Annotated in this window: 31 protein-coding genes; 21 read left to right on the forward strand and 10 right to left on the reverse strand. The window is 37.2% G+C overall.

All coding sequences use genetic code 11. From position 1 onward, the window contains the following. Positions 1-50 precede the first annotated feature (50 nt). The 8 genes from tnpB to BME96_RS05930 all read left to right on the forward strand — a co-directional run bounded on the left by tnpB (position 51) and on the right by BME96_RS05930 (position 6,040). Positions 51-1,232, forward strand: coding sequence for an IS200/IS605 family element RNA-guided endonuclease TnpB (gene tnpB / locus BME96_RS05895; RefSeq protein ID WP_408068407.1), 1,182 nt, complete (start codon positions 51-53; stop codon positions 1,230-1,232). Positions 1,233-1,490: 258 nt separating this feature from the next. Continuing rightward, positions 1,491-2,177, forward strand: a complete 687-nt coding sequence (locus BME96_RS05900) for a response regulator transcription factor (RefSeq protein WP_071648593.1) — start codon at positions 1,491-1,493, stop codon at positions 2,175-2,177. A 162-nt stretch (positions 2,178-2,339) separates the two neighbouring features. Continuing rightward, entirely contained in the window at positions 2,340-3,257 is a 918-nt protein-coding gene (locus BME96_RS05905; RefSeq protein WP_071648594.1) for an ATP-binding cassette domain-containing protein, read from the forward strand. Further along, complete coding sequence (locus tag BME96_RS05910) at positions 3,250-3,999, forward strand: ABC transporter permease (RefSeq protein WP_071648595.1); 750 nt, start codon at positions 3,250-3,252, stop codon at positions 3,997-3,999. Before BME96_RS05905 ends, BME96_RS05910 begins: the two co-directional genes overlap by 8 nt. Positions 4,000-4,020: 21 nt before the next feature. Next, the gene (locus tag BME96_RS05915; protein WP_071648596.1) at positions 4,021-4,929 is read left to right on the forward strand and encodes a sensor histidine kinase; all 909 of its coding nucleotides are present in this window, start codon (positions 4,021-4,023) and stop codon (positions 4,927-4,929) included. Positions 4,930-5,187: 258 nt separating this feature from the next. Beyond that, on the forward strand, positions 5,188-5,463 hold the full coding sequence (locus tag BME96_RS05920; protein ID WP_071648597.1) for a hypothetical protein: 276 nt from the start codon (positions 5,188-5,190) through the stop codon (positions 5,461-5,463). A gap of 90 nt (positions 5,464-5,553) precedes the next feature. After that, positions 5,554-5,736: a PspC domain-containing protein gene (locus BME96_RS05925; RefSeq protein WP_071649966.1), complete on the forward strand. Its 183-nt coding sequence runs from the start codon at positions 5,554-5,556 to the stop codon at positions 5,734-5,736. A gap of 88 nt (positions 5,737-5,824) precedes the next feature. Further along, entirely contained in the window at positions 5,825-6,040 is a 216-nt protein-coding gene (locus BME96_RS05930; protein WP_019377251.1) for a hypothetical protein, read from the forward strand. A 150-nt stretch (positions 6,041-6,190) separates the two neighbouring features. On the opposite strand, the gene BME96_RS05935 is transcribed toward BME96_RS05930, so the two are convergent. The 7 genes from BME96_RS05935 to BME96_RS05965 form a co-directional block, all read right to left on the reverse strand. After that, positions 6,191-6,718 (reverse strand): hypothetical protein, encoded by a 528-nt coding sequence (locus tag BME96_RS05935; protein ID WP_083547424.1) that lies wholly within the window; start codon positions 6,716-6,718, stop codon positions 6,191-6,193. A 168-nt stretch (positions 6,719-6,886) separates the two neighbouring features. Continuing rightward, entirely contained in the window at positions 6,887-7,282 is a 396-nt protein-coding gene (locus tag BME96_RS05940; protein ID WP_019377249.1) for an NEAT domain-containing protein, read from the reverse strand. A 248-nt stretch (positions 7,283-7,530) separates the two neighbouring features. Continuing rightward, positions 7,531-8,061 carry a YceI family protein gene (locus BME96_RS05945; protein WP_071648598.1) on the reverse strand — a complete coding sequence of 177 codons (531 nt, stop codon included), beginning with the start codon at positions 8,059-8,061 and terminating at the stop codon, positions 7,531-7,533. A gap of 145 nt (positions 8,062-8,206) precedes the next feature. Further along, positions 8,207-8,797: an alpha/beta hydrolase gene (locus BME96_RS05950; RefSeq protein ID WP_019377247.1), complete on the reverse strand. Its 591-nt coding sequence runs from the start codon at positions 8,795-8,797 to the stop codon at positions 8,207-8,209. A 101-nt stretch (positions 8,798-8,898) separates the two neighbouring features. Further along, on the reverse strand, positions 8,899-9,792 hold the full coding sequence (locus tag BME96_RS05955) for a VOC family protein (RefSeq protein WP_071648599.1): 894 nt from the start codon (positions 9,790-9,792) through the stop codon (positions 8,899-8,901). A gap of 20 nt (positions 9,793-9,812) precedes the next feature. Then, positions 9,813-10,769, reverse strand: a complete 957-nt coding sequence (gene mhqE, locus BME96_RS05960; RefSeq protein ID WP_071648600.1) for a ring-cleaving dioxygenase MhqE — start codon at positions 10,767-10,769, stop codon at positions 9,813-9,815. Between the two features lie 117 nt (positions 10,770-10,886). Next, positions 10,887-11,342, reverse strand: a complete 456-nt coding sequence (locus BME96_RS05965) for a MarR family winged helix-turn-helix transcriptional regulator (RefSeq protein WP_071648601.1) — start codon at positions 11,340-11,342, stop codon at positions 10,887-10,889. Positions 11,343-11,691: 349 nt separating this feature from the next. Here BME96_RS05965 and BME96_RS05970 point away from each other — a divergent pair, with 349 nt between their 5' ends. The 8 genes from BME96_RS05970 (at position 11,692) to BME96_RS06010 (ending at position 16,438) form a co-directional block, all read left to right on the forward strand. Beyond that, a complete protein-coding gene (locus BME96_RS05970) occupies positions 11,692-12,162 on the forward strand; it encodes a peptide-methionine (S)-S-oxide reductase (protein ID WP_026041391.1) in 471 nt (156 codons plus the stop codon). A 78-nt stretch (positions 12,163-12,240) separates the two neighbouring features. Beyond that, positions 12,241-12,852, forward strand: a complete 612-nt coding sequence (locus BME96_RS05975) for a hypothetical protein (protein WP_019377242.1) — start codon at positions 12,241-12,243, stop codon at positions 12,850-12,852. A gap of 86 nt (positions 12,853-12,938) precedes the next feature. Further along, the gene (locus BME96_RS05980) at positions 12,939-13,427 is read left to right on the forward strand and encodes a hypothetical protein (RefSeq protein ID WP_019377241.1); all 489 of its coding nucleotides are present in this window, start codon (positions 12,939-12,941) and stop codon (positions 13,425-13,427) included. A 160-nt stretch (positions 13,428-13,587) separates the two neighbouring features. Further along, positions 13,588-14,037: a GNAT family N-acetyltransferase gene (locus BME96_RS05985; protein WP_019377240.1), complete on the forward strand. Its 450-nt coding sequence runs from the start codon at positions 13,588-13,590 to the stop codon at positions 14,035-14,037. 25 nt (positions 14,038-14,062) lie between these two features. Next, positions 14,063-14,251 (forward strand): hypothetical protein, encoded by a 189-nt coding sequence (locus BME96_RS05990; RefSeq protein ID WP_019377239.1) that lies wholly within the window; start codon positions 14,063-14,065, stop codon positions 14,249-14,251. Between the two features lie 150 nt (positions 14,252-14,401). Beyond that, the gene (locus BME96_RS05995) at positions 14,402-14,590 is read left to right on the forward strand and encodes a DUF6366 family protein (protein ID WP_019377238.1); all 189 of its coding nucleotides are present in this window, start codon (positions 14,402-14,404) and stop codon (positions 14,588-14,590) included. 466 nt (positions 14,591-15,056) lie between these two features. Beyond that, on the forward strand, positions 15,057-16,070 hold the full coding sequence (locus BME96_RS06005) for a C45 family autoproteolytic acyltransferase/hydrolase (protein ID WP_071648602.1): 1,014 nt from the start codon (positions 15,057-15,059) through the stop codon (positions 16,068-16,070). Positions 16,071-16,132: 62 nt separating this feature from the next. Beyond that, positions 16,133-16,438 carry a hypothetical protein gene (locus BME96_RS06010; RefSeq protein WP_019377235.1) on the forward strand — a complete coding sequence of 102 codons (306 nt, stop codon included), beginning with the start codon at positions 16,133-16,135 and terminating at the stop codon, positions 16,436-16,438. 53 nt (positions 16,439-16,491) lie between these two features. Here the strand turns inward: BME96_RS06010 and blaI are convergent, their stop codons facing one another. The 3 genes from blaI to bla all read right to left on the reverse strand — a co-directional run bounded on the left by blaI (position 16,492) and on the right by bla (position 19,783). Beyond that, positions 16,492-16,896, reverse strand: coding sequence for a penicillinase repressor BlaI (gene blaI / locus BME96_RS06015; protein WP_026041390.1), 405 nt, complete (start codon positions 16,894-16,896; stop codon positions 16,492-16,494). Positions 16,897-16,919: 23 nt separating this feature from the next. Next, positions 16,920-18,680, reverse strand: coding sequence for a BlaR1 family beta-lactam sensor/signal transducer (locus tag BME96_RS06020; RefSeq protein WP_071648603.1), 1,761 nt, complete (start codon positions 18,678-18,680; stop codon positions 16,920-16,922). A 182-nt stretch (positions 18,681-18,862) separates the two neighbouring features. Beyond that, on the reverse strand, positions 18,863-19,783 hold the full coding sequence (gene bla, locus BME96_RS06025; RefSeq protein ID WP_071648604.1) for a class A beta-lactamase: 921 nt from the start codon (positions 19,781-19,783) through the stop codon (positions 18,863-18,865). A 316-nt stretch (positions 19,784-20,099) separates the two neighbouring features. On the opposite strand from bla, the gene BME96_RS06030 reads away from it, so the two are divergent. The 5 genes from BME96_RS06030 (at position 20,100) to dhaK (ending at position 24,752) form a co-directional block, all read left to right on the forward strand. Next, a complete protein-coding gene (locus BME96_RS06030; RefSeq protein ID WP_071648605.1) occupies positions 20,100-20,540 on the forward strand; it encodes a VOC family protein in 441 nt (146 codons plus the stop codon). A gap of 50 nt (positions 20,541-20,590) precedes the next feature. Then, positions 20,591-21,088, forward strand: coding sequence for a GNAT family N-acetyltransferase (locus BME96_RS06035; protein ID WP_071648606.1), 498 nt, complete (start codon positions 20,591-20,593; stop codon positions 21,086-21,088). A 232-nt stretch (positions 21,089-21,320) separates the two neighbouring features. Next, positions 21,321-22,151 carry an MIP/aquaporin family protein gene (locus BME96_RS06040; protein WP_060679410.1) on the forward strand — a complete coding sequence of 277 codons (831 nt, stop codon included), beginning with the start codon at positions 21,321-21,323 and terminating at the stop codon, positions 22,149-22,151. A gap of 18 nt (positions 22,152-22,169) precedes the next feature. After that, complete coding sequence (gene glpK, locus BME96_RS06045) at positions 22,170-23,666, forward strand: glycerol kinase GlpK (protein ID WP_060679412.1); 1,497 nt, start codon at positions 22,170-22,172, stop codon at positions 23,664-23,666. A gap of 93 nt (positions 23,667-23,759) precedes the next feature. After that, the gene (gene dhaK / locus BME96_RS06050) at positions 23,760-24,752 is read left to right on the forward strand and encodes a dihydroxyacetone kinase subunit DhaK (protein WP_071648607.1); all 993 of its coding nucleotides are present in this window, start codon (positions 23,760-23,762) and stop codon (positions 24,750-24,752) included. The last annotated feature ends 7 nt before the right edge of the window (positions 24,753-24,759 follow it).

The following is a 24,759-nucleotide window of genomic DNA, read 5'->3' on the forward strand; positions in this document are numbered from 1 at the left end:
AATAATATATAGTATACTTATTGTGTATTAAAATAATATATGAAAGGAAGGTGAAAATCAATGTTAGCAAAAAAAGCGTACAAATTCCGCATCTATCCAACAAAAAACAAATGGAACTGATTAACAAAACAATTGGATGTTCCCGCTTTGTCTATAACTATTTTGTTGGGAAGCAAAAAACCAAAGACGCTTATTGGCATATCGCCAATGAAATGGTGCAGAACGGTCAACTCACTGAAAACAATTGGAAAGGGGAGTTTTTCAATAAAAACCAATCCATTAAAGCTGTTCGCGAACTAAAGAAGCACTATTCATTTTTAAAAGAAGTGGATAGTATTGCCCTTCAAAAATCGGTAGAAATCGTTAACGATTCGTACACAAGATATTATAAAAAGCAAAACGGCGAACCTCGTTTCAAATCCAAAAAGAATCCTGTTCAATCCTATACAACGAAATGGGTGAATGGAAATATTGCTGTTTTGGATAAGCATGTTAAATTGCCGAAATTAGGTCTTGTTCGTTTTGCTAAAAGTCGTGAAGTGGAAGGCAGAATTATGAACGCAACAATTAGACGTAATCCTTCGGGCAAATATTTCATTTCGATTTTAGCTGAAACAGAAGTTGAAGTCTTTGAAAAGACGGGTTCGGCAATCGGTGTTGATGTCGGGTTGAAAGATTTTGCTACGCTTTCAGATGGAACGGTATATGCAAATCCAAAGTTTTTCCGTTCGTTAGAAGAAAAGTTAGTAAGAGCTCAGCGTGTGCTTTCAAGGCGAAAAGTTGGTTCTTCGAATTGGAAAAAACAAAAAACAAAAGTGGCTCGACTTCACGAAAAGATAGCAAATGCTAGAAAAGATATGTTGGATAAAATCTCTACTGATATTGTCAAAAACCACGACATCATTGGGATTGAAGATTTGTCTATTAAGAATATGTTAAAGAATCAACATCTTGCAAAGGCGATTAGTGAAGTCTCATGGTCCGAGTTCAGAAAAATGCTTGAATATAAAGCGAAATGGTACGGAAAACAAGTTGTGACTGCAGCTAAAAATTTTGCTTCAAGTCAGCTGTGTTCCAATTGTGGTCACAAGCATAAAGACGTTAAAAATCTTGCTTTGCGTGAATGGGAGTGTCCGATGTGCAAAACGCATCACCAAAGAGATATTAACGCAAGTATGAATCTTCGTAACGAAGCATTACGATTAACCGCAGGAACTGCGGGGATAGCCTAATCCATAACTAACTGTTAGGTTGGTGTTCTTAGGAATCTCCCACTTCAATCACACCGTAAGGTCGATAAGTGGTGGGTAGTTCAATTAGTATATATTCTATTACTTGTCACTTTCAGTTTCATAAAGAAAATCTCTCCTAAATCGAATGCTGGATACACAATCTATAAGCCAATTAGAGTCAAACAGGAATAACCACTTGTAGATGTGAAATGAGATAAAAGCAACTAGGTGAATTAGTTTAAAAGGCAGGTGAAAACGATGAAAGATAGATCTCATATTTTAATAATTGAAGATGATCAGGAGATTAGTAGATTATTATGTATGATTATTGAAAAGGCTGGGATGGTTGCAGTTCCGGCTTATTCTGGAACAGAAGGTTTGTTACAGCTACAACAAAAATCATACGACTTAGTTCTATTGGATTTGATGTTACCGGGACTGAGTGGAGAAGAATTTATCATGCAAGTTAGAGAAGTAAATACCCTGCCAATTATTGTGATTTCAGCGAAGGTAGGTATTGAGGATAAAGTCGAAGTATTGAAGATGGGCGCAGATGATTACATAACGAAGCCATTTAATAAACAAGAAGTTATGGCGAGGGTTGAGGTGCAATTACGTAAGTCAAGCGATCAATTAACGAGACCGTCAAAGACAGAGGGAGTTTGGCGTGAACTGAGAATACATCCCGACAAACGATCCGTCACATTAGAAAATCAGGAGCTTCAGTTAACAAATGCAGAATTTGATATTCTATTATTTTTGGTAAGCGCTCCAGAACGTGCTTTTTCAAAAAGGCAAATCTATGAAGGGATATGGACTGGCCCATATTTAGGAGATGACAATACAATTAGTGTGCATGTTTCTAACATACGTAAAAAAATGGCTGGAATCACCTCTGTAGAATACATAAAAACAATTTGGGGAGTAGGCTTTATGCTTATTTGAAAGGAAGTTAATCACATAGCACCGGGCAAATTCAGCCTATTCTCCTTGGCCCGCTTTAGCTTTCCTCATTCTTTATGATTTCTTTATGTTTTGTTTAATGGAATTTAAAGACTCCTCCGCTACACTAGTTGTATACAGAAAAGTAGAGAAGGAGTCAAAAAGATGAATAGCGTTATTCAAACATATAAGCTGGCAAAAACGTTTAAACAGGATGAAGTCATCAAGCCCTTGGATTTCACCTTGGCGAAAGGGGGAATTTGTGCATTAATAGGTAAGAATGGTGCGGGAAAATCAACATTCTTTAAAATGCTCGCAGGCCAATTAATACCAACTTCCGGCGACATTCATTTATTTGGAAAATCGGGGAATGAAATAGAGCAAGCCAAAAAGAGAATGGGTTTCATGATTGAGACACCTGCGTTTTTTCCGGATTTCACTGCTTTTCAAAATCTGGAGTATTTTCGCATTCAACGGGGTGTTGTTGAGAAGGAACGTATCTATGAAGTACTACAAATCGTCGGTTTAGCGACTCAAAAAAAGAAACGATTTAAAGATTACTCCATGGGTATGAAGCAAAGATTAGGAATAGCTCTTTGTCTGCTTGGCAGTCCGGATTGTTTAATATTGGACGAACCAATTAATGGGTTGGATGCAGAGGGGATCATGGAGGTTCGTAATCTGCTATTGAAGCTGAACCAAGAAAAACAAATCACGATTTTAGTCTCTAGCCATATTTTAACTGAACTTCAATTGTTGGCAAGACGTTTTGTATTTATTAAAAATGGTGTAATTGTTGAGGATTTAAGTAGAGAAGCTTTAGATGAGAAAAGCAGGAAACAAATAAAAATGAAGGTTGATAACCCAACGAAAGCAGCCCAATTGCTGGAAAGAGCATATCCGGATATTCAATACAAAGTATTACAAGATCATGTCATAAGCCTCCAAAATCATGTAGATAAAGGTGCCGAAATGAATCGTCTATTCATCGACAATGGCGTGTCCGTGATGGAATTTCGCACGGAAGCACTTAATCTGGAAGAGTACTTTTTAGGATTAGTGGAGGGGAATGCAAATGATTAATTATGTAAAAAGTGAAAATTACCGATTGCTTCGTAAAAAAGGTCTCTATATAACAAGTATTGTTAGTTTATTATTAATAACTGCAGCAGCGTTTGTTTTACACTTTTTGGGTGAGAACGAAATAAATTTTCCATATGCAACAAGTACGTTCTTCTATTCCAATGTAATAGCTGGTAGCCTGCTGATTATAATTGTAGCGTTTGTTTTCAATCAATCTCTGACGGGCAAGGATATTTCTGTAATTAAACAATCCGTATCCTTTGGTGTATCCCGTAATACTATTTTTTGGGCAAAACTATTACTGCCGTTGTGTTACTTTCTTTTCTTATGTGTAATTGGTCTTCTCTTAATGATCGTATTAGGTGAAAATCTGTTGTTTAGTGAAGGCAATTCAATAGGAAATTTCCTCCTGGCCAGCTTGAATATGTTGCCATTAATACTAGGCGCATATTTTATCATTCATATACTGAAAATGCTGAAGGTTGGGGATCTCTATACACTTATTCTATTGCTAATTGTCTTTATGTTTTCTGGAGACCTTTTACGATTACTGTTCAGACCCGTGTCAGGTTTACAGGAGGTTTATAAATATGCTCCAAGTTCGTTGCTGAATGAAAACTTAATGGACTTTATGGATCATGGAGCAGCATTGGATTATCGTTATTGGGTTGTCGGTATGCTAATATCGGTTGCATCACTAAGCCTGGGTGCAAGAAGGTTCGCTAAACAAAATATCGACTAGAGATTGAAGGGAAGAATGGATATGTATTGCTGGTTGATCATTGCAGTGTTGACGCTTTTATTACTAATTAGTATCGGAGCACTTTTACTTTTGCATTGGGATATAAGAAAAATGACGAATCAATTAGAAGGCATTATTGAAAACTTCGGAACAAATGAATTGGTCCGTACCAATACACAAAGTAAAAGCCTGAAACAATTCATTAAGAAAATCAACCAGCTTATTTATTTTTATAAGCAAGATCAGCAAAATAAAGAAAAAAGAGAGCAAGATCTAAAGCAAGAAATCACCAATATTTCTCACGATTTGCGTACCCCGTTAACATCCATGAAAGGTTTTTCGGAACTGTTAACAGATCCCTCTTTAACCGAGACGCAGAGGAAGGAATTTTTAGCTATTGTGCAAAAGAAAATCGACAATCTTACAATGATGGTCGATGTTTTTTACGAGCTCTCACAGATTGACTCGAAGGATAATCACATGGTCCTGGAACGGCAACTATTGGATCAAAGTGTAGCTGAAACATTACTAATGTTCTACGATGATTTTGAAAAAAGGCAGTTAAAGGTCCACGTAGAAGAAGCTTCCGTATCTCCCGTTTTGGCCGACCAAAAAGCGACAAATCGTATTATTATCAATATCATTCAAAATGCACTGCGCTATGCTAAAAGCTATTTCACCATCCATCTGATGGAAGATGAGAATTTTGTCCGGTTAAGAGCAACAAATGATGTGGAAGCATTTAACCATAAGGAACTCTCCCATATTTTCGATCGTACCTTCACGATGGATACCAGTCGGACTGGCGGCCAGCTAGGCTTAGGGCTTCACATTGTTCAGAAGCTTATTAATAAGCAGGGAGGGACAGTAACAGCGGATGTTGTTAATGAAGAATTCATAATGGAAGTGTGTTTTAAGAAATGGAGTTAAAATTAAATCACTGATTTTTAGTTTGCGGTGACTGGTAGAATCAAATTCTAGCCATTTATTGTAGCTAAAATAATCCTGGACATCTATTAAATAAAATAGATGTCTTAATTTTTATAATGAGCATTGAATTTTATTACTATTATTGGAATAATTGGAAGAGGGCGACAAAGAAGAGTTGGTTTGCTTAATTCTGAACTTGGCAATCTCGTGAGGCTTTGGATTCTCAAAGAGATTCTTATTCAAGAGGAGGGGCAGAATATGATTGATAAAGAGAAACAACCTCATTTAGTAATTACAGTTGGATATCTCGGTTTTATCTTCTTTCTGTTGGCTGGATTAAGATATATTCTGATCATCGAAGATCAGGTGGGACGTTTATTAATGGCCTTCAGCTCTGGTTTTCTATGGTATTACTTTCAATATTCAGCATCCCATTTGCTTACAAATCGCAAAGAAAGAAAATTTCTCAAGTATATTTCTATTGCTGGAATATTGATTGTTTTTGTATACGGTTCTTATTTAGTTCTTGCATAAAATATACTATGTTGATAGGCAAAGTGGCGGCAGAGTATCCATTTATGGACGTTTTAGTTTAAAGAATTTTATGGAAAGCTGGTGTTTACAATTCAAAATAAATTAAGAAAGTCCTCAACAGATAGATCCATAGCTGGCGTTTGTGGTGGTATTGCAGAGTTTTTCGGTATTTCCTCTTTTGGAGTAAGAATACTTTTCATCATTTTACCTGCTAATTTACTTATTTATATTATTCTCGCAAACACAATTCCAGACAGCCCACCGTCTTTGTAGGGTTTTTAACTTGTTGAATATTTTAAGTCTATAGCTATATTTAGTGTTATGTTTGGTTTTTTAATAATTATAGAAAGGGTTTTTCAAAGTGGATTTAATAAGTGTTTTAAATATAATAATTGTAATAGTGATTGTCTTAGCAATCGTGGTCACCTTTTTATCAGTTTTTGCATCCCAGTTTGCTAAAGCACAAAAGAAAAGAGCAGATGAATTAATGGCTATGCGAAAAGAGCACCTTGACGTACAAAAAGAAATTTTGAGTGAGTTAAAAAAGCTAACAAATGATTCCAACTCTCCAGGTTAAAGTTCAAAAAGAACCCATTTATCAGCTGATTTAATGACATATCAAATAGACGTCTTTTCTAATAACGGAAAAGATTACTAAATGATAAATCGCCAATCTGGTATAAGATTTTGCAACTGAGGATAAAAAAGTGCAGCTGCTATATTACTCCTAGCCATTTTCAATGGAATTGGCAATCTCAACTAAAACTTCAGGAGTGACAGTGGCAGCAACTCTTTTATCAACACTTAAGATATATTGCCATTCATCTTTATTAAATACGAGTGCATGAAACCCAATGTGATGCTGAGATAATGATATATAATTAGCAGTTGCTCCGTTTTTTAATTTGTAAGTATCTACTACCTGTCTTTCATGAAAATCTATTCCGTCTTCGGCAGCTCGTACATCTATTTTATAATGATTCGCAGGGGTTCTATCATTTACATATTGTGCATGAAAAGATCTTCTTGGCTCATCAAACTTACCAAAATAATGAGTGAAAATGATTGGAGGCACCCTTGACGGTAACCGTAACTCTTTGTTGAAAGCATCTTCAACCTCACTTAAAGCTTCATTTATTGATGTATACCCCCACTCTGGATACATATCTTCATACGATGGTGGTTTTTCTGTAGAAGCGTTGACTGTACTGCAGCTTATTACACTAATAATAAGTGATAAAATTATTTTCTTCACGTTGTAAACCTCCCTAAGTCTCAGTAAAGTTAATTTACGCAAGTTAATAATTATTATTCTTGGGACACATTACAGCTATTCTCGCTGCTACTAATATAAGCGTTTACTTACTTTTAAGCCAAAAAAGAGAGTGCTCTACGTTAGAACACTCTCTGGATAGTAATTAATTTAGTTCACTTTCTCTATCCTTTCCTCGACAAAAATTAACCTGAGTTCCTCATCGCCTTGGATTTTTTGACCTTGATACACAGCTTCGTATTGGACACGAGCACCTAAAGATGTTGTTAATTCGTCGATCTTAAACACCTCATCTCGAGTGTTTGTTTCTTCATTTAATCGTTTATCAAAGGCATTTATTTCTTCACCTGCTTGATTTTTCACTTGGAAACCAGTGATTGTTTTGGCATCCAGTAACGTAATAATAAGCGAGAGGGAGCCAGCTTGATTTTCAATAATAGCTGATTCAGAAAGAAAACTAGCCATTGCTGAAGGTTCATCTTCATTCTTTTTCATTGCTTGAATATTAATTGCATACGTACCTTCATCTACATTGATTATTGTCATTTTGTTTCCTCCTCTAAGCTATGAATGAGTATTTCATCTTACTATACTACAATATTAATGCCAACATAAATGCTCTCATAGAAGAATAACCGTGTCCAGGAGTAGAATTTTTCACGGACTGTACCTAATAATCATTCAATAATTTTAACCTTAAAAAAACCCTTCCTGTTACGTTTGATCCTCTAACAGGAAGGGTGTGGATATCACTCGTATAAAAGATTTCCTTTTATTTTCGAGTCTTACAAAGCTTATTTGCGTAATTGAATCTCGATATTAATTTTTACTTCGTCACTTACGACAAAGCCACCTGTTTCAACTGCTGCGTTCCATGTTAAACCAAAGTCTTTACGGTTTATCTTTGTACTACCTGTAAATCCGGCAGCTTCATCTCCACTCATAGGATCTTTTGCTATACCTTCAAAAGTAATATCAAAAGTTACTGGCTTTGTTGTGCCTCTAATTGTAAAGTCACCAGTCACATCATAACGATCTTCAGATTTTTTCTTAATATCTGTTGCTTTAAATAATAGATGGGGATGGTTTTCTACATCAAAAAAGTCAGCTGAGCGTAAATGACCATCTCTGTCTTGCATGCGGGTATCAACACTACTTGCATCAATTTTAAATTCAATGGAAGCATCTGTTAAGTCTTTTGGATCTGTCTCAACTGTACCCTCAAAGTCGTTAAAAGTACCTTTCACATTCGAAATCATCATATGCTTTACTGTAAATCCTACCACACTGTGTACCTTATCAACGTTCCATATTGCTTTTGTCATATAAATCTCCTCCAATAATAGTTTAAATTTTATTCTTTCAACATGTTATATTTTGGTTCATTTATTTTATCTTTTACTATAAATCAACCCCTTTAAGCTTTGGGGGAGCAGTAGATAACTGAAGCCCACTCCCATTAGCTGTTTACTAGTTCAACCAGTTTTTCGCTTCCATAGCAACTTCCTGTGTAAGGCTATGGCCGTTAACCCAAGCAGTTGTAACATCTGCACTTCTTTCATTAAATAGGCGGATGACTCTATTACTTTCGGATTCTGGTACGATAGGATCTCCTTTACCAAGTGATAAGAATACCTCCACATCGCTAAAGTCCTGTTTATTTTCCACATCTGCCGGATACAATGGGGCGAATAAAGCCGCTTTTTTGAATATGTCAGGTTGCTTAAGCATCATTTGTATAGCAATGTTGGAGCCATTGGAGAACCCAACAAGAACCGTATCTTCCAGTTTGAAGTCATGTTCTTTTGATTTTTCCACAATAAACTCGTATAGTTCATTTCCACGAAATTCCAGGTCTTCCCAGTCGTACTTCCCTTCACCGTGGCGTTTGAAGTATCTGTTCATCCCATTTTCCTGGACATTTCCTCTGATGCCTAAAATGTTATATTCAGGGTTAAGGAGTTCTGCAAGTGAAATCAAGTCTGTTTCTGTACCACCTGTACCGTGTAGAAGTATAAACACAGGAGCTCCTTTTTTATTTTCTTTATAGATATGTTTCAACTATATTCACTCCCATTCGTATGATTGAGGTCGTTCCAATAATAAATCGTTTGTTTATTTCCGCATAATGATTCCCAGCAGGTCTGCTGACAGCATTTACACTATATGTCCAGTTTCGGCAGCAGTTTTTCATATTCCTGCCTTTTGTGTTCATATTGCTCTGGTAACTTCAGTGCTGTGCCAAGGGATGACATATCTTCATCTATTTCGAAACCTGGGCCGTCTGTTGCGAATTCGAACACGACTTTTCCCTTCTCTCCAGTATAAATGGATTTGAAGTAACTTCTGTCTTTTACTACGGTTACCCCAAAGCCTTCCCTTCTAAGAGTGGACTGCCATTCTTTCAATACATCCATATCAGGCACAGACCAGGCAATGTGGTGTACAGTCCCGATGCCGAATCTGCCAGCAGGCTTGGGTGGAGTTGAAATAATAATGTGATGCTTTTCCTCGCCTGTTGTTTCATAATGGTGATTTCCATCATGTGTATCTAATATTTTCAAACCCATAAGCCCTGTAAGCAGTTCTTCTGTACCTTCTGGATTTGCAGACAATAATACGGACCCATGAAAACCAAGTATATCTTTATTAGCTGCAGTTATTTCTCCTTCGATAATTGCAAGCTCTAGCCCATGAATATCATTAAACTCAAGTGTATCTTTCCCAAAAAGTTGGGTCACCTTAACTTGCAGTTCTTGAGCTGTTAGATGTTCTTTCCAGTAGTCAAGACTGCCTTTAGGTACTCTGAAGGCAATTCTTCCTACCTGGCCACTACCCTTTCTTCCATAATTATTGTTTGGCCAGGGAAAGAAGGTAATGACGGTGCCGGGTGTTCCACAGTGATCAGCGAAATACAGATGGTAGATACCAGGATCATCAAAGTTTACTGTTTGTTTAACTAGACGAAGTCCTAAAACATCCCTATAAAATTTCACATTTTCATTGGGATCTCCTACAATGGCTGAGATATGATGAATTCGCTTAATTGCTTCCATAAAACGATCTCCTTTTTTAACTACTTCGAACGCTTCGTATTAAACGGGCGGATCTGTCCTTCAATATATTCGCGTTTCGACTCCAGGAATGGTGGAAGTGCAAGACTTTCGCCCAATGTTTCATATGGTTCATCATCCATAAAACCAGGACCGTCTGTTGAAAGCTCGATGAGTATATCACCGACACGAGTATAAAGTGCTTCGAAATAAAAGCGATCTACATTACCTGAATGGCCCATTCCGAGCTCGTTGTATTTTGCTTCCCATTTTTTAATGGTCTCGTGATCTTTTACCCTGAACGATACATGATGAACCTGCCCATAACCTTGACGACTAGGTGTTGTCTCATCCTTTCTTAAAATGACCTGACCACCGTTACCACCTTCACCAACATTAAATAGAGTCACGTTGTCTTCCTCAAGAATCGGCTTCATATCATAAACTTCAGAAAGTACCTTTTTGAAGTCATCGAAATAGCTTACTGTAATTTCAATCGGACCTAAACCGTAAATCGCCTTATCTTGTGGAACTGGTCCGTTTTTCCAAGGCTTACCTGGTGCCACCCCTTGATTGTTTTCATCAGAGAACAGTTGATATTTTTGCCCATCAGCTTCTTCAAATGGCAACACTTTTTTATCAAAAAGCTCTTGAATACCTTCATTTTTCACTCCAAACGCTTTAAAACGTTCCAAGTAATATTCAAGTGCTGCATCGTCCGGCACTCTTAAACCTACTCGGGAAATCGAGTTTGAACCCGAAGCCCCTTTAGGTACATCCGGGAAGTCGAAGAAGGTCATGTCTGTCCCTGGTGAGCCCACATCATCTGCAAAAAAAGTATGATACGTGTGGATATCATCTTGATTCACCGTTTTCTTCACTAATCTCATTCCAAGTACTTCTGTAAAAAATTTATAGTTTCTCACTGCATCATCCGTCATTGCCGTAACATGATGAATTCCTAGTAGTCCGTCAGTCATATGGAAAAACTCCTTTGTATTTGTCTTTTAAAGCTCGTGCTGTTTAGTAACGTAAACTGTTTTGATTCTTTACCACTAATTCATATATTCCTAATTCGAGATATTTATTTAAAAAAACTACATATGTTGCGCATGGAGACCTAGTTTTTTTACCTGCTCAATTAGTTCTTCTTTTTCTTTTATGTCCAGCCCGCCAAAAATTTCTTTTATAGCATTACTATGCTTTGGAAAGATCTCATTCATCAATGCTGTTCCACTAGGAGTAATCGCTGCGTAGGTTACACGTCGATCTTTTGGACAAGGCTTTCTTTTAATTAAGTTTTTTTTCTCTAATTTATCTACAACGTAAGTGATACTGCTGCTCGCAATTAATACTTTTTCACCAATTTTTTGAATCGGCTGATCGCCTTTATTATAAATTAATTCCAGAACAGCAAACTCAGTTGGGTTCAAATCGAATGATTTTATATCTTCTTCGGCACGTGCTCTAATCGATTGTAATGCTCGAGTTAACACTACAAATGCCTTTAGAGACAACTCCTCGTCATATAAATCTTGCTCTTTGCTATTCATGACTCGCTCCTTTTATCTCGAATTCAAGATAAATTAATCATAGTATATTGTTTTTCATGTGTCAACCCATTCATTTTTTGCAACCCACTAAATATCTCTTTCAGATATAAATAGTTAAAAAATTGAAACATTTTCCGTTTGAATCCGTATTTCATTGTAAAGCAATTGGTTTTCTACTTCTTGGAATTCTTACTATAATAATACCTTTCATTAGATTAGTTCTTGGTATTATTGGAATCATTCGCAAGTATAGAACGTCTATAACAAAAAGTCTTTGTATCCGAAAGCGAGTATAGTAAAATTGTGGAAGAAGTATACAATTAGAAATCAAACAAAGAGGTGAGGCGCTATCGAAATAATATATTTTGCAGGTGGCTGTTTATGGGGAGTTCAAGCTTTTGTAAAAACATTACCAGGAGTCACTTTTACAGAAGCAGGGAGAGCGAATGGCACAAGTCATACACTTGATGGAGAGTATGATGGCTATGCTGAATGTGTGAAAACTGAATTTGATCCAACAGTTGTAACAATCAAGGAATTGATGGGTTTCTTTTTTGAGATTATTGATCCATACAGTGTGAATAAACAAGGACAGGATGTCGGCGAGAAGTATAGAACAGGAGTCTACAGTGAAAATCCTGACCACCTAAAAGAGGCGGAAGTATTCCTTCGGGAGCGAGAGGATTATGATCGTATCGTCGTGGAAGTGCTCCCTCTTGCAAACTATGTGAAAAGTGCCGAAGAACACCAAGATCGATTAGCGAAATGCCCGAATGATTATTGTCATATTCCAGAAGCATTGCTAAATAAGTATAAATAGGAAGAAGCCAAAGCACTTCAGTAAATTATTTAATAACACCAATTTAAGATTAAATCATTTTAGAAAAAAGGCGGTTATATGAAAAGGTTAGTCGGGATTTTAGTACTTATTTTACTTATTGGTACATTAGCTGGTTGCAATGACGAAGCTTCAGAAACTGAAGAAAATCGTATTGTAGTTAGTGATTTAAATAGCAGAGAGGAGGCGATACTCTCCACGACTGCGGAAGCGTCTTCTGTATTTAATTTTACCAATACATCATTTGAAGAAGTAGCAGTTTGGATAGAAAAATATCAATCTGGTGAACTGGTTGAGGATGAAATAGGTTCTATCAAAACGCTTGCAGCCGATAAAGGATCAATTATTTTAGCAGCTGGAAAGGTTCTTGATGATGAAAAGTCCCAAGCTTATCATATAGGTATTGGTGATGAAAGTGGAACATCATCCTCCAGTTTTACAATTGAAAAACCAAAGAAATCTAAAAACGCGGCTGTTATGTATGGAGAGTTGTCACAAGAACAAGCATTGAATCAACAGGAGCTTGTATTGGCGACAATTGCGTATTCCAACGAAAACGAGCAGGGTATCAGCTCTATACCTGTTGATTTTTATGAGAATCCTAAAGCACATCTAGATGTGCTGAAAAAGTATAGCACCGTATACGTAATAAAAGCTAAATTCTCAGGATAGAAGTTTAATAACCTTGTTTCGCTGGAATTGAATGTAGCGTAGCCTCCATGCCAACCTGCAAAAAACTATTTCAGGATGTGAGTGTAATGAGTATGTCTTTCAAAAGATTATTGGGCATGTTACTTGTTTTCCCCATTGGTTACACTGCTCTATTTTTAATCATTCGTTTATGGAATGAGCAATTCAATTGGTCACAATGGTTATATGGTATGACAGGTGGCATGGCAGGTATTTGCATTCTGTTATTGTATGTGAGAGTGAAAAGCATAAACGATAAATATACAAAAAGACATAAACTTTTTTTAACTCTGGATATTTTGCTAAGTGGTTTCGCAGCTTATTTCATTTTACGATTCCCATTCGTAGTTTCAAATGAATTGCTGAGTATAACTCCTTCATTTGAAGCAATGAGCAAATCGCTTTTCGGTTTGACAATTTCATTAGGGATGCTATTTATGATGCGAATCATTGAAATGGTAGTTACGAATAAAAAAGAACATATAACAACATTATTTATTACAACCATCCTACTGCTTAGCGTGTCTGTGTATATCGTAATAACTGGAATTATTTAATAAGCAGAACAATCCGCCGCAGGGCAAAAGAATCAGCTGTAACTGGGCATGGGTATCCATATTGTGAAACTACTGCATACTCTCAATGCATATGAGAGTCCATTTTATAAACTTAAAAATTCTCAAGCAATACACGTTTTTCAAAAAGGAATTGAGACTAATGAGCAGCATTTCTATAAGAAAAATTAATAGCAACAACGAAAGTGCAGTTAGAAAAATAACCTTGAAAGAGGATCAGAAAAGTTTCATTGAATCTGTGGATGAATGCCTGAACGAAGCAAATACGGTACCTCAATGGCGTCCAGTAGCCATCTATAATGAAGATGCAATAATTGGTTTTGCTATGTACGGGTCCTTTGGGCCGAATAAAGATACGTGGATAGACCGAATTATCATTGATGAAAAATACCAAGGGAATGGCTTCGGTAAAAAAGCAATGTTCAGGCTTATTGAAATCGTGTCAAAGGAATATGGAGTTAAAGACATACACTTAAGTATTGTAGAAGAAAATAAAGTAGCCCGGCACCTATATGAGAGCATTGGGTTTAAGTATATAAATGAGAAAGACCCGAATGGAGAACTTATATTTAAATATACAGTCAAGCAGTAGAAAGCAGTTGAAGGGAGAGAAAGATTTGCCGGAAAATGAAGAACAAAACAAACCCTTTAATGATGCAATGGAACACCAGCAAAATGTGGAAGGAGCTCCAATCCCAAACACCGGAGAACTTCCACTACCCATCAAAGTCATTGGTTATTTTTTAATTGGAGGAATTATTTTGATTCTAGTGTTTGGTTTAGTTGGGAACTTTTTGTTTAACTAAATTTTGTACTGCTAAGTTGCTACACGAGACTGTGAATGAAGCATAGCAAGTTGATTGTATTTTTTGTATAATTAAGAAAAAAGCGTTTGACTTCTTCTTGGGTATGGCATCAATTTAGAGTTGTAATTCACTCTTTCTGGAGGTGAGTGAATGAGTGAAAATAAGAGGGCACCTGAAGAACAAAGAGAAAAATTGAGACAGGAGGAATTAAAGCAACCTTCCAGCAGCATACACGGAAGTAATCTGTCTGATTTAGTGGGTGGGTTGAGCTGGAAAGGAACTGGAATTATTATTCTTATATTAATTATTATTTTGGTGGGGTATGTTTTACTTTGGTGAAAATCTCTAGAAACGAATACATGCTATTTTACAAATAATCGCAGGTGATAGAATGGGTCTCTACTATGAAAGTACTTTAAACGTACTCAAAAAAAATTTCATGCTACTAATAATGGCAATCGTCTTGTTGATTCCTACCTTTTTCTTATGGGCGGGTGCGCCTTTCTTTATCATTGGAGGTTTAGTTGAAAATTTGATTTCTAGTCAAGTACTTGTTTTTATAAGTATTTCGCTCTCAGGTGGATTTTTGTTTTCCTTATACTTTTTGCCATTCCTTTATAAAATTGCAAAACAACTAGCGAACATTACTCAAATTGGTGTAGGGAACTTTCTTCTCCGCATACACACAACCTTTATCTTTATCTGTTCTGTCGTGTATGGCATTACTATATATGTGATTTTTCAATATTAAAGAGTTTGAGAATGAAATCTAGAATAACAATTCATGGAGAGAGGAGAGGATTCCGTGACTGAATTTTCCGTGAAAATAATCCAGCTTAGGGATACTTCGTTTAACATTGGAAGAAAACTTGGAAACAATTTGCAAGGAAATGCGTTAGTTGATATTTTTGAATCTGTTACGAGATCAGAGATAGACTATAAAAATCTCACGTCCATTTTTTCAGCATTAGCCCCTCATTTATTGGAGGAGTTAGAAGGATTAGCAAAAGGAGTAGGAATTTCCAGTGAAAAAGCTGCTGCCTTATTTAGTGGATTTGATGTACCGAAGACAGAGGCTATGGGCTGCTCGGCCATCATGACAAAGGACTTTTATGTACGAAATTATGATTTTTCCCCTGCTCTTTATGATGGGTTGTTCAGTCTGGTACAAAGTGATTCCGCATTGGCAACTGCAGGATATAATTTGCAAGTGATAGGCAGACATGATGGGGTCAATCAGCATGGATTAGTGGCAGGTCTACACTTTGTAAGTAATCATGGCTATACAACAGGCATCTCTGCGTGGACGGCAATACGAATAATTTTGGACATGTGTTCCAATGTCGATGAGGCCGTTCAGCTACTGAAGGAAATCCCACACGCAGCTTGCTATAATTTTTCTCTCGGTGATAAACATGGCAAGATGGCTGTAGTAGAAGCTAGCCCGGAGAATATTGCAGTGAGATATGACGAATCAACATTAGCCTGTGTGAATCATTTCCAGATGAGGCAGCTGAAAGAAAAAAATAGAGAAAGCATAGACGGATCGGTTACCCGTAATCATTATATGAAACAATTGGCCACGAAGAAAATGACACATGAAAACATGTATGATGAATTTAGAAATATACACTCTCCTTTATTTTTTACTGACTATGAAAATATGTTTGGGACACTTCATACAATTTCTTACGCTTATCAAGATTCACAAATAAAAACGACCATTGCACAAAGTGAACAAACCTTGGATATAAACTTTCAAGACTGGGTTGATGGAAAAGATATAAACGAAAAAAAGCTAATCGGAATGATAGACTAATTTCTATGTGTTATGTGCTACTTTGAATGAAAAAATAGCGTCAGTTAAAGGGAGCTAAAATCATGATTAAAAAACGGTGGATTAAAATTACTGTCAGTATCCTGCTTTTTTGCTTAGTCATATTTATAGCTACCTCTTTTTCTCATAAAACTGTCATTCAACGAACACTTTTTTTGAATGGCTACTTTATACAGGCGTTCAACACGGAGATCCAAGATGAACCTGATGCCATAGAAGAAGCGTATGGTACGTGTTATTATATTCATAATGAAAAAGTGAATAATGGAACGGAAAACGGTATTCCCGGTGTTTGTATGAAAGAAAATAGCTTTGGTTTTCTTTACAGTATAGAGATTGGCCATTGGTGATTTTTTACACATGCGAGTATTATCAAGCCACAGTTAGCTCTTCCTCGTCTCTATTATTTGTTGTCTGTGGTAGGACGATCTGTATCTTGCTTAGTATCTAATATTGATCGTAATTCTTTTATATCGGCATCAGATAAATCTTCATCCTGTATAAATTGAACAAGCATTGTTTTAAGCGTGCCATCATAAACCCGCTTGACAAAAGAAGACGTTTTCGCTTTTTGACACTCTTTTTGGGAGAATAGCGGGTAAAACGTATAGACACGCTGATCTCGATGCACTCCAATAACTTCTTTCTTTGTTAGCCGATCTAATAAAGTACGAACTGTTTTTGATTTCCATTCAGTCGTTGGCTGTAGAGAAGAAGTGATTTCACTCGCTGTTAGGGGCGCTTTTTGCCATAGTACCTTCATCACTTCCCATTCTGACTCTGAAATTTTAGGTATACTTTTCGTCACGTCCATCATCCCTGCCTTTTAATTTAATAGATTCCTTTATCCTGTAAGATGTTTTTGGTGATTTTTGCAGCGGTACTTCCGTTTGCATGTTGTTTGTCTTCTATATTTGTTGCGAAAAAATACGTGTTCGTTTTGGTTTCCACATAACCGATAAACCAGCCATTGACTTGCTTTCCATTCACAGATCCTGTTCCCGTTTTTCCATACAATATGGCGTTTTCCTTTGATTCTAACTTCATCGTGTCTTTTACTAATTGAATATTTTTCTCATCAAAGTCAAATTGGTTTGTATAAAAGTCTTTTAATGTTTTTACTTGTTCGATTGGTGAAATTTTCAATGAAGATTCGAGCCAGTATTCATCAATTCCACCTGAGACATCCTGATTTCCATAATTTATAGCACGTATATATGCTTGAATACTTTCCAACTGTAATTTTTTATCCAAGCGTTGAAAATACCATGTTACCGAATTTTCCATTGCTGAAAATAAGTTTTGATCCTTGTTCCATGCTTCATATGGGTAATTGCTTCCATCCCATTTTAAAGCTGTATGTTTTCTGTTAATTACGCCATCCTCTAAGGCGAACAATGCATTATATATTTTATAAGTGGAGTTTGGAGAAACGCGTAGTGTGCTCTTCTTTTTATTATAGATAAAGTATTTTGCTTTCCGCAAATCATACAATACAAAGCTTCCATCACCTTTACTAAAATGGCTACTTAAGTCTTCCTCCACGATCCGCTCGTTATCCAAGTGGTATTGCTCGTTGTTATATGACATTCCTGAAGCAAGGGAGGACTGGTTCAGGACAATTCCTGTTACTGTCAAAAAAATAAGCACACTTTTTCCCTTTAAAAGCCTAGACTCGTTTTTAAAAGATGCAATGTGTCTAATGCGCTTCTTTAATTGTTTCTTTGAACTGGCAAACTGGCTAACAATTCCTGATAAATAAGTCTTATCAACAAAATTAATGATCGTGTTTCCATAGGCTTTGTAGTCTTCTTGTTTGAGCAATTTTAATACGGCATGGTCACAGGCAATTTCCCGATCAAGACGCATCTCTTTAAAGGCAACCCAGATGAGCGGATTAAACCAATAAATTACTTGAAAAAGCACTACAAGGTAATTCGTGAAAATATCTTTTGATTTATGATGTTTTAGTTCGTGAAGCAAAATATATTTCCATTCATTATTGGTTAACTTTACTTGTGTATGGGCAGGTACAACAATGTATGCTCTGGTAATACCAAAGGTCATTGGTGTCTTGATAAGTGAAGATTGTGCCAATACTATTTTTCGTGAAATATGAAGACGGTGTTTGCATTGTGCAAATAAACTAAGTATCGCTTGATCCTTCACAAGACATAAGGATTTTTTTATTTTCCTTAGATTTATCCATGAGCGAATGACGAGTGCGAGCATGAATAGTAGACCAGTCATCCATATAGTCACGATAAACTGGTTAATAAATGGCAGCTCCATCTTATTGACGGAAAGCGCATAATTATTCATCCAGTTTCCGTCTGCTATAGTAGTAAAGGGTGCTGAGGAATTAGAGGATTGTTGGTAATTTATTTGTTCTCCATCTGAATGGGAGCCACCCAAAAAGTCGAGCAGATGCTCAGGTAAAAAAGGAACTGTTAAAGCAAGTAGTAAAATAAACCATAAATTGTATTTCCATTTCGGTGATAAATGGTTATGAAATAGTTTTTTAAAAAGAATTATCAAAATAACTGTAAAAGAAGAGATAAACATACTTTCAGCTAAATGTAGAGCAAACAATCCATATCAACTCCTTCCCACATGGTTCCAATTTAAATTAACTCAAATTGACAACTGGGTCAATAAAAGGTTAGACAGTTTAATAAATTAAGTTAATAGAATCATAAAGTCCATTAGGCACATACCTTTTGATAAAGTAAATATACACACATGTCATTAAGGAGGCATGTGTGTATATATTATTATTTCAGCGCATTTAGGGCAATTTCGGCAGCTTTGGCTATCAATGCATCATCGTATTCGGCGTCCTCTTCCTCATGGCGAGACATAACTGCAATAACAATTGGTTCTCTGTCTGGTGGCCATACAATAGCAATGTCATTTCTCGTTCCATAGCTTCCAGCCCCACTTTTGTCTCCAACTACCCATTCCGCAGGTGCGCCTGCACGTATTAATTTATCCCCTGTTGCATTTCCCTTCATCCAATTATGTAGAAGCTCACGTTTATCCTCTGGCAGAAAATCGTCCAGGGCGACTTTCTTCAGAGTCTTCGCCATGGCTTTTGGTGTGCTGGTATCGTGCTTCTTTCCAGGAGTAAATTCATTTAATTCAGTTTCGAAACGCATGGGCTGTGTAACACTATCACCAAGATCTCGTAGAGCTTGCTTAAATTGTTTAGGTCCTCCTATTTCTTCTAATAAAAGGTTTGCGGCAGTGTTGTCACTATGTCGAATGGCTGCTTCACTTATTTCCCCTAATGTCATTCCAGTATCCACATGTTTTTCAGTAACTGGTGAATAGGAAACAAGGTCATCTTTGCTGAATGTTACAACTTTCTCCAGATCTTCGATAGAGTTTTGCTTCAAGAGAATTGCCGCAGCTAAAACTTTGAAGGTGGATGCATAGGCAAATCGATCATCTGAGTTATACTGGACACGTTGATTTGTGCCAGTATTGATTGCGTAGACACCTAGTCGTGCATTATATTCCTTTTCAATTTCAGCGAATTTTTCATCCTGGGTAATAATTTCTTCTTTTTTCTTTTTTTGTACCGACGCTGTTTTTTCATCCTGTTCATTCGTATTACAACCAGTTAGCATGTACAAAAGCGTTACGCCTACGTACAAGCAAATCTTAGCCTTGTTTATCTTTCCTTTTCTCATTTTAAAATCTCCTTCCTTATGCACAGTTATACTTACCAATGGATGTCTTACTACATACAACCTAATCCACTTGACTACAACTGTAATACAATACTACAGTTGTAGTCAAGTGGAAAATTAACTATCAAATTAATTAAATGAATATAGAGCTACTAGCAATTAAGAGAAAACGGAAAAGAGAAAAGGCGCATGGCTCTAGTTGGCAACTATCATTTTTAGGAAATGCTTAAGCTTATGCATTAGATTTGATGGATTAAACAAGGAAATCTCCTTAGTTTGTCGAAATTCTAATTAACATAAAAAAGGAGTGAGTAGGTTGAACAGGATTAATTTGATTACTCTAGGTGTGAAAAATATTAAAAAATCCCTTCAATTTTATAGAGATATTGGATTTAAAGCTTCTGTAATAGGGGGAGAGGAGGCACCAATTATTGTGTTTTTCAATAATGAAGGCTCTAAGCTTGAACTGTTTCCTCTGGAAGAGCTTGCAAAAGACATTGATGATAAAAATCCACCTGAGCTATCTAAAGGAGGGTTCTCTGGAATCACATTAGCCTATAATGCAAAATCAGAAGCAGAGATCGATTCTATTTTTCAGTTAGTTAAAGAGGTCGGTGCGGAAGTTGTTAAAGAACCGCAAAGCCTATCATGGGGAGGGTATGGAGGATATTTCGTAGATCCTGACGGTTATTATTGGGAAGTAGCATATGGCTCCAATTGGGAATTTGATGATGCCAATATGTTAATTATTAACTAAAGTATTTTATTAAAAAAAGCTGTTTTAAAACGAGAAGGGAGGGGCGATGCTTGCTAATTAGAGAAATAACCATAGAGGATGCAACAGAATTTACAAATCTAATCACAGAAGTCGAAGCACAAGCTACATACATGCTGATGGAGCCTGGAGAAAGAAAGGTGACTCTGGAACAACAACGCGGGAAACTAAAGCAAATAAAAAAGCAGAGTAATTCTACCATTTTGGTTGCTGAAATGGATAATAAATTAGTTGGATATGTGATTGCCATTGGTGGGAGCACCCAGCGGACAAAGCATGCGGCTTATCTCGTTATAGGAATTCTAAAAGCATATCGAAGCAAAGGGATTGGCAGTGCATTGTTTTCTAATGTGACGGACTGGGCGGAAAGAAACAGACTCCTCCGTCTGGAATTAACTGTGGTTACCGAAAATAAGGCCGGTATAGCTCTATACAAGAAAAGCGGATTTAACATAGAAGGAACTAAAAGAAAGTCGCTTATATTCAACGACGTTGCCTATGATGAATATTATATGGCTAAACTTTTATAAAGACTTATGCTTCATTGGTTGTTTATCAATCTATTAATTTAATTTGACAACGGTTACAATTTCATTTATACTTGGGAACAAGTTAATTAAGTGGCGGAGATATGGAGACCCACATTTCAATAGCACCCTTCCACCAAAGGTAGGTTGATTGAAATGTGGGTTTTTCTGCGTTTTAATTAACAGAAATATCAGTTATTTATTGAATTACTATTATACCAGAGGGGTGTTTGACATGTCGGAGTTTTTAGCTGAGTTAGTTGGCACAATGATCCTGATTATCTTTGGGGCAGGTGTTGTTGGTGGAGTTGTACTTAAGAAGTCAAAAGCTGAGGGAGCTGATTGGGTTGTAGTTACCATTGGTTGGGGACTTGCTGTAACAATGGGGGTATATGCTGTTGGTAGTTTTACAGGGGCACATATAAATCCTGCAGTAACACTCGGGTTCGCAGCTGTAGGTGAATTTCCCTGGGCAAAGGTTCCCATGTATATCAGCGCACAATTAATTGGTGCAATTATTGGTGCAGGTATCGTTTTCTTAGCCTATTTGCCACATTGGAGTGCGACGAAAGACAAAGCAGCGAAACTTGGTGTGTTCGCCACTGACCCTGCAATACGAAGTCCGTTTTCCAACTTGGTCACAGAGATTATTGGAACAGCCGTATTATTAATGGGGCTAATGTTTATTGGAGCAAACGATTTTACGGAAGGATTAAATCCGTTAATTGTAGGTTTATTAATTGTAGCCATAGGGATGTCATTAGGTGGTCCCACAGGTTACGCGATTAATCCAGCACGTGACCTTGGGCCAAGAATTGCCCATGCTATACTTCCGATACCTGGAAAAGGAGGGTCTGACTGGAAATATGCCTGGATTCCTGTCGTAGGCCCCGTAATTGGAGGCATGTACGGTGCATTATTGTATCAGGCATTATTCCTGGGCAAGCTTTCCGTAACTTTTTGGATTTCAAGTGCTGTAATTGCTGTTATATTGGTTGCTGCAACAAGAGCAGAGCTTATGAAAAATCACGCACCAAAAGAAATCAATGAAACAGTTAAAAATTAATTTAAGGGAGAGGATAGAATGGATAACAAATTTATTTTAGCATTGGATCAAGGGACGACAAGTTCACGTGCCATCATCTTTAATCAAAAAGGGGAGATTGTTGAAACAGCACAGAAGGAATTCGAACAGTTTTTTCAGCATCCTGGTTGGGTAGAACATGATGCGAATGAAATTTGGAACTCTGTGCTGGCTTGTATTGCAGAAGCCTTAAGAAAAGCAGATATTGGACCGGAGCAAATTGCCGGCATTGGGATTACCAATCAACGGGAGACAACTGTAGTATGGGATAAAGACACAGGGAAACCAGTATACAAAGCCATTGTCTGGCAATCACGACAGACAGAAGAAATATGCAGGGAGCTTAGAGAGAAAGGGCTAAATGATTTAGTTAGAGATAAAACAGGACTACTTATTGATCCATACTTTTCTGGAACAAAGGTGAAATGGATTCTTGATCATGTAGAAGGGGCAAGAGAAAAAGCAGATAAAGGAAAGTTATTATTTGGAACAATGGATACGTGGCTTGTACACAAGCTATCCGGCGGAAAGGTGCATATTACAGATTACTCCAATGCTTCCAGAACATTAATGTTTAATATACATGAATTAAAATGGGATGAAGAATTATTAGATATGTTAACTGTTCCTAAAAGTATGCTTCCTGAAGTTCGTCAATCATCGGAAGTATATGCGAAAACTGTAGATTATCACTTCTTTGGACATGAAATTCCAATCGCTGGAATTGCCGGAGATCAGCAATCAGCCCTGTTTGGTCAGGCTTGTTTTGAAAAGGGAATGGCCAAGAACACCTATGGCACTGGTGGTTTTATGTTAATGAACACAGGTGATAAGGCAGTGAAGTCAGAGAATGGGTTATTAACAACGCTTGCTTGGGGTGTTGACGGAAAAGTGGAATATGCACTGGAAGGAAGTATCTTTGTTTCAGGCTCTGCTATTCAATGGCTGCGTGATGGTTTAAGAATCATTGATAGCGCACCAGATAGTGAATATTATGCTACCCGGGTTGATTCAACAGATGGAGTCTATATGGTGCCAGCATTTGTCGGCTTAGGTACACCATACTGGGATAGTGATGCACGTGGGTCCTTCTTCGGTATAACTAGAGGTACAAAGCGCGAACATATTGTTCGTGCAACACTTGAATCGCTCGCTTATCAATCAAAAGATGTGCTTGATGCAATGATCGCAGATTCAGATATTGATTTAAAAACACTGCGTGTGGATGGCGGTGCGGTGAAGAATAATTTTCTAATGCAATTCCAGAGTGATATTTTAAACGTACCTGTAGAAGTTCCTGTCATTCAGGAAACAACAGCACTAGGCGCAGCGTATCTTGCTGGTTTGGCAGTCGGTTATTGGAAGGACAAGGAAGAGATTGCGAAACAATGGCAAAACGATAAAACGTTTACAAGTGAGCTGAAAGAGGAAAAAAGTAATGAGTTATATGAAGGTTGGAAAAAGGCAGTAGAAGCAACAAGAGCATTTAAGATATAGGAAGCCAATAGAGATCAACTATCCATAGTTGGTCTCTATTTAGAATGAAAGCCTGGAGAAAACGAATCATCTAAAAAGTGGGAGTGGATAGGGATGAAGAAAATTATTAATGACCCGGAGCATGCTGTTCAAGACATGATTAAAGGTCTTGTTGCCGCTTATCCTAAGCAACTAAAGCAAATTACGGGTACAAATGTAATTATTCGCAAAGAAGCACCCGTAGCTAACAAGGTTGGCCTTGTTAGTGGTGGGGGAAGTGGCCATGAACCTGCCCATGCAGGATATATCGGTAACGGAATGTTAGATGCCGCTGTAGTCGGTGAAGTATTTACCTCCCCAACACCGGACCAAGTGTTAGAAGCAATAAAAGCAGTCGATAGCGGTGCTGGAGTGCTTTTAATTATTAAAAATTATACAGGGGATGTCATGAATTTTGAAATGGCTGCTGAAATGGCGGAAGCGGAAGGCATCCAAGTGGACAAAGTTATTGTTAATGATGATGTCGCTGTAGAAAATAGCACAGCAACTACCGGCCGTCGTGGAATTGCGGGGACAGTTCTTGTTCACAAAATTGCTGGAGCAATGGCAGAACAAGGGGCTTCCTTGAAGGAAGTAAAGGATATTGCAGAGAAAGTAATCGCTGGTGTACGGTCCATGGGAGTAGCAACAGCTGCATGCACCGTACCTGCAGCTGGAAAGCCAAGCTTCGAATTGGCAGAGGATGAAATGGAGATAGGTATTGGGATTCACGGAGAACCGGGAATTGAACGAAAAAAATTAACATCTGCTGCTGAAATTGCGCAAGAATTAACAGATAAAATATTAGCAGATCTCAATTTTAAAGATAGTGAAGTTGCTGTAATGATAAATGGATTAGGCTCCACACCGGAAATGGAGCTTTACATTGTAAATCAGACAGTACAGGGAATTTTGGCAGAGCAAGAAATAAAGGTATCACATACATTTGTAGGTGAATATATGACAGCATTAGAGATGGCTGGCTGTTCAGTGACATTATTAAAAGTAGATAAGGAGCTGAAAGCATTGCTTGATGCGCCTTCAACAGCACTCGCATTTAAAATGTAACAAAAGA

The organism is Virgibacillus halodenitrificans, assembly GCF_001878675.1.
In the GTDB taxonomy this organism is placed as follows: domain Bacteria; phylum Bacillota; class Bacilli; order Bacillales; family Amphibacillaceae; genus Virgibacillus_Q; species Virgibacillus_Q halodenitrificans.

Coding starts and splice junctions, on each gene's coding strand:
- BME96_RS05975 (WP_019377242.1), top strand. CDS start 12,241: ATGAAAAGGTTAGTCGGGATTTTAGTACTTATTTTACTTATTGGTACA.
- glpK (WP_060679412.1), top strand. CDS start 22,170: ATGGATAACAAATTTATTTTAGCATTGGATCAAGGGACGACAAGTTCA.
- BME96_RS05945 (WP_071648598.1), bottom strand. CDS start 8,061: ATGACAAAAGCAATATGGAACGTTGATAAGGTACACAGTGTGGTAGGA.
- BME96_RS05980 (WP_019377241.1), top strand. CDS start 12,939: ATGAGTATGTCTTTCAAAAGATTATTGGGCATGTTACTTGTTTTCCCC.
- bla (WP_071648604.1), bottom strand. CDS start 19,783: ATGAGAAAAGGAAAGATAAACAAGGCTAAGATTTGCTTGTACGTAGGC.
- BME96_RS05995 (WP_019377238.1), top strand. CDS start 14,402: ATGAGTGAAAATAAGAGGGCACCTGAAGAACAAAGAGAAAAATTGAGA.
- BME96_RS05940 (WP_019377249.1), bottom strand. CDS start 7,282: ATGACAATAATCAATGTAGATGAAGGTACGTATGCAATTAATATTCAA.
- BME96_RS05915 (WP_071648596.1), top strand. CDS start 4,021: ATGTATTGCTGGTTGATCATTGCAGTGTTGACGCTTTTATTACTAATT.
- BME96_RS05955 (WP_071648599.1), bottom strand. CDS start 9,792: ATGGAAGCAATTAAGCGAATTCATCATATCTCAGCCATTGTAGGAGAT.
- BME96_RS05920 (WP_071648597.1), top strand. CDS start 5,188: ATGATTGATAAAGAGAAACAACCTCATTTAGTAATTACAGTTGGATAT.
- mhqE (WP_071648600.1), bottom strand. CDS start 10,769: ATGACTGACGGACTACTAGGAATTCATCATGTTACGGCAATGACGGAT.
- dhaK (WP_071648607.1), top strand. CDS start 23,760: ATGAAGAAAATTATTAATGACCCGGAGCATGCTGTTCAAGACATGATT.
- BME96_RS05965 (WP_071648601.1), bottom strand. CDS start 11,342: ATGAATAGCAAAGAGCAAGATTTATATGACGAGGAGTTGTCTCTAAAG.
- BME96_RS05910 (WP_071648595.1), top strand. CDS start 3,250: ATGATTAATTATGTAAAAAGTGAAAATTACCGATTGCTTCGTAAAAAA.
- BME96_RS06010 (WP_019377235.1), top strand. CDS start 16,133: ATGATTAAAAAACGGTGGATTAAAATTACTGTCAGTATCCTGCTTTTT.
- BME96_RS05905 (WP_071648594.1), top strand. CDS start 2,340: ATGAATAGCGTTATTCAAACATATAAGCTGGCAAAAACGTTTAAACAG.
- BME96_RS06040 (WP_060679410.1), top strand. CDS start 21,321: ATGTCGGAGTTTTTAGCTGAGTTAGTTGGCACAATGATCCTGATTATC.
- BME96_RS05985 (WP_019377240.1), top strand. CDS start 13,588: ATGAGCAGCATTTCTATAAGAAAAATTAATAGCAACAACGAAAGTGCA.
- BME96_RS05900 (WP_071648593.1), top strand. CDS start 1,491: ATGAAAGATAGATCTCATATTTTAATAATTGAAGATGATCAGGAGATT.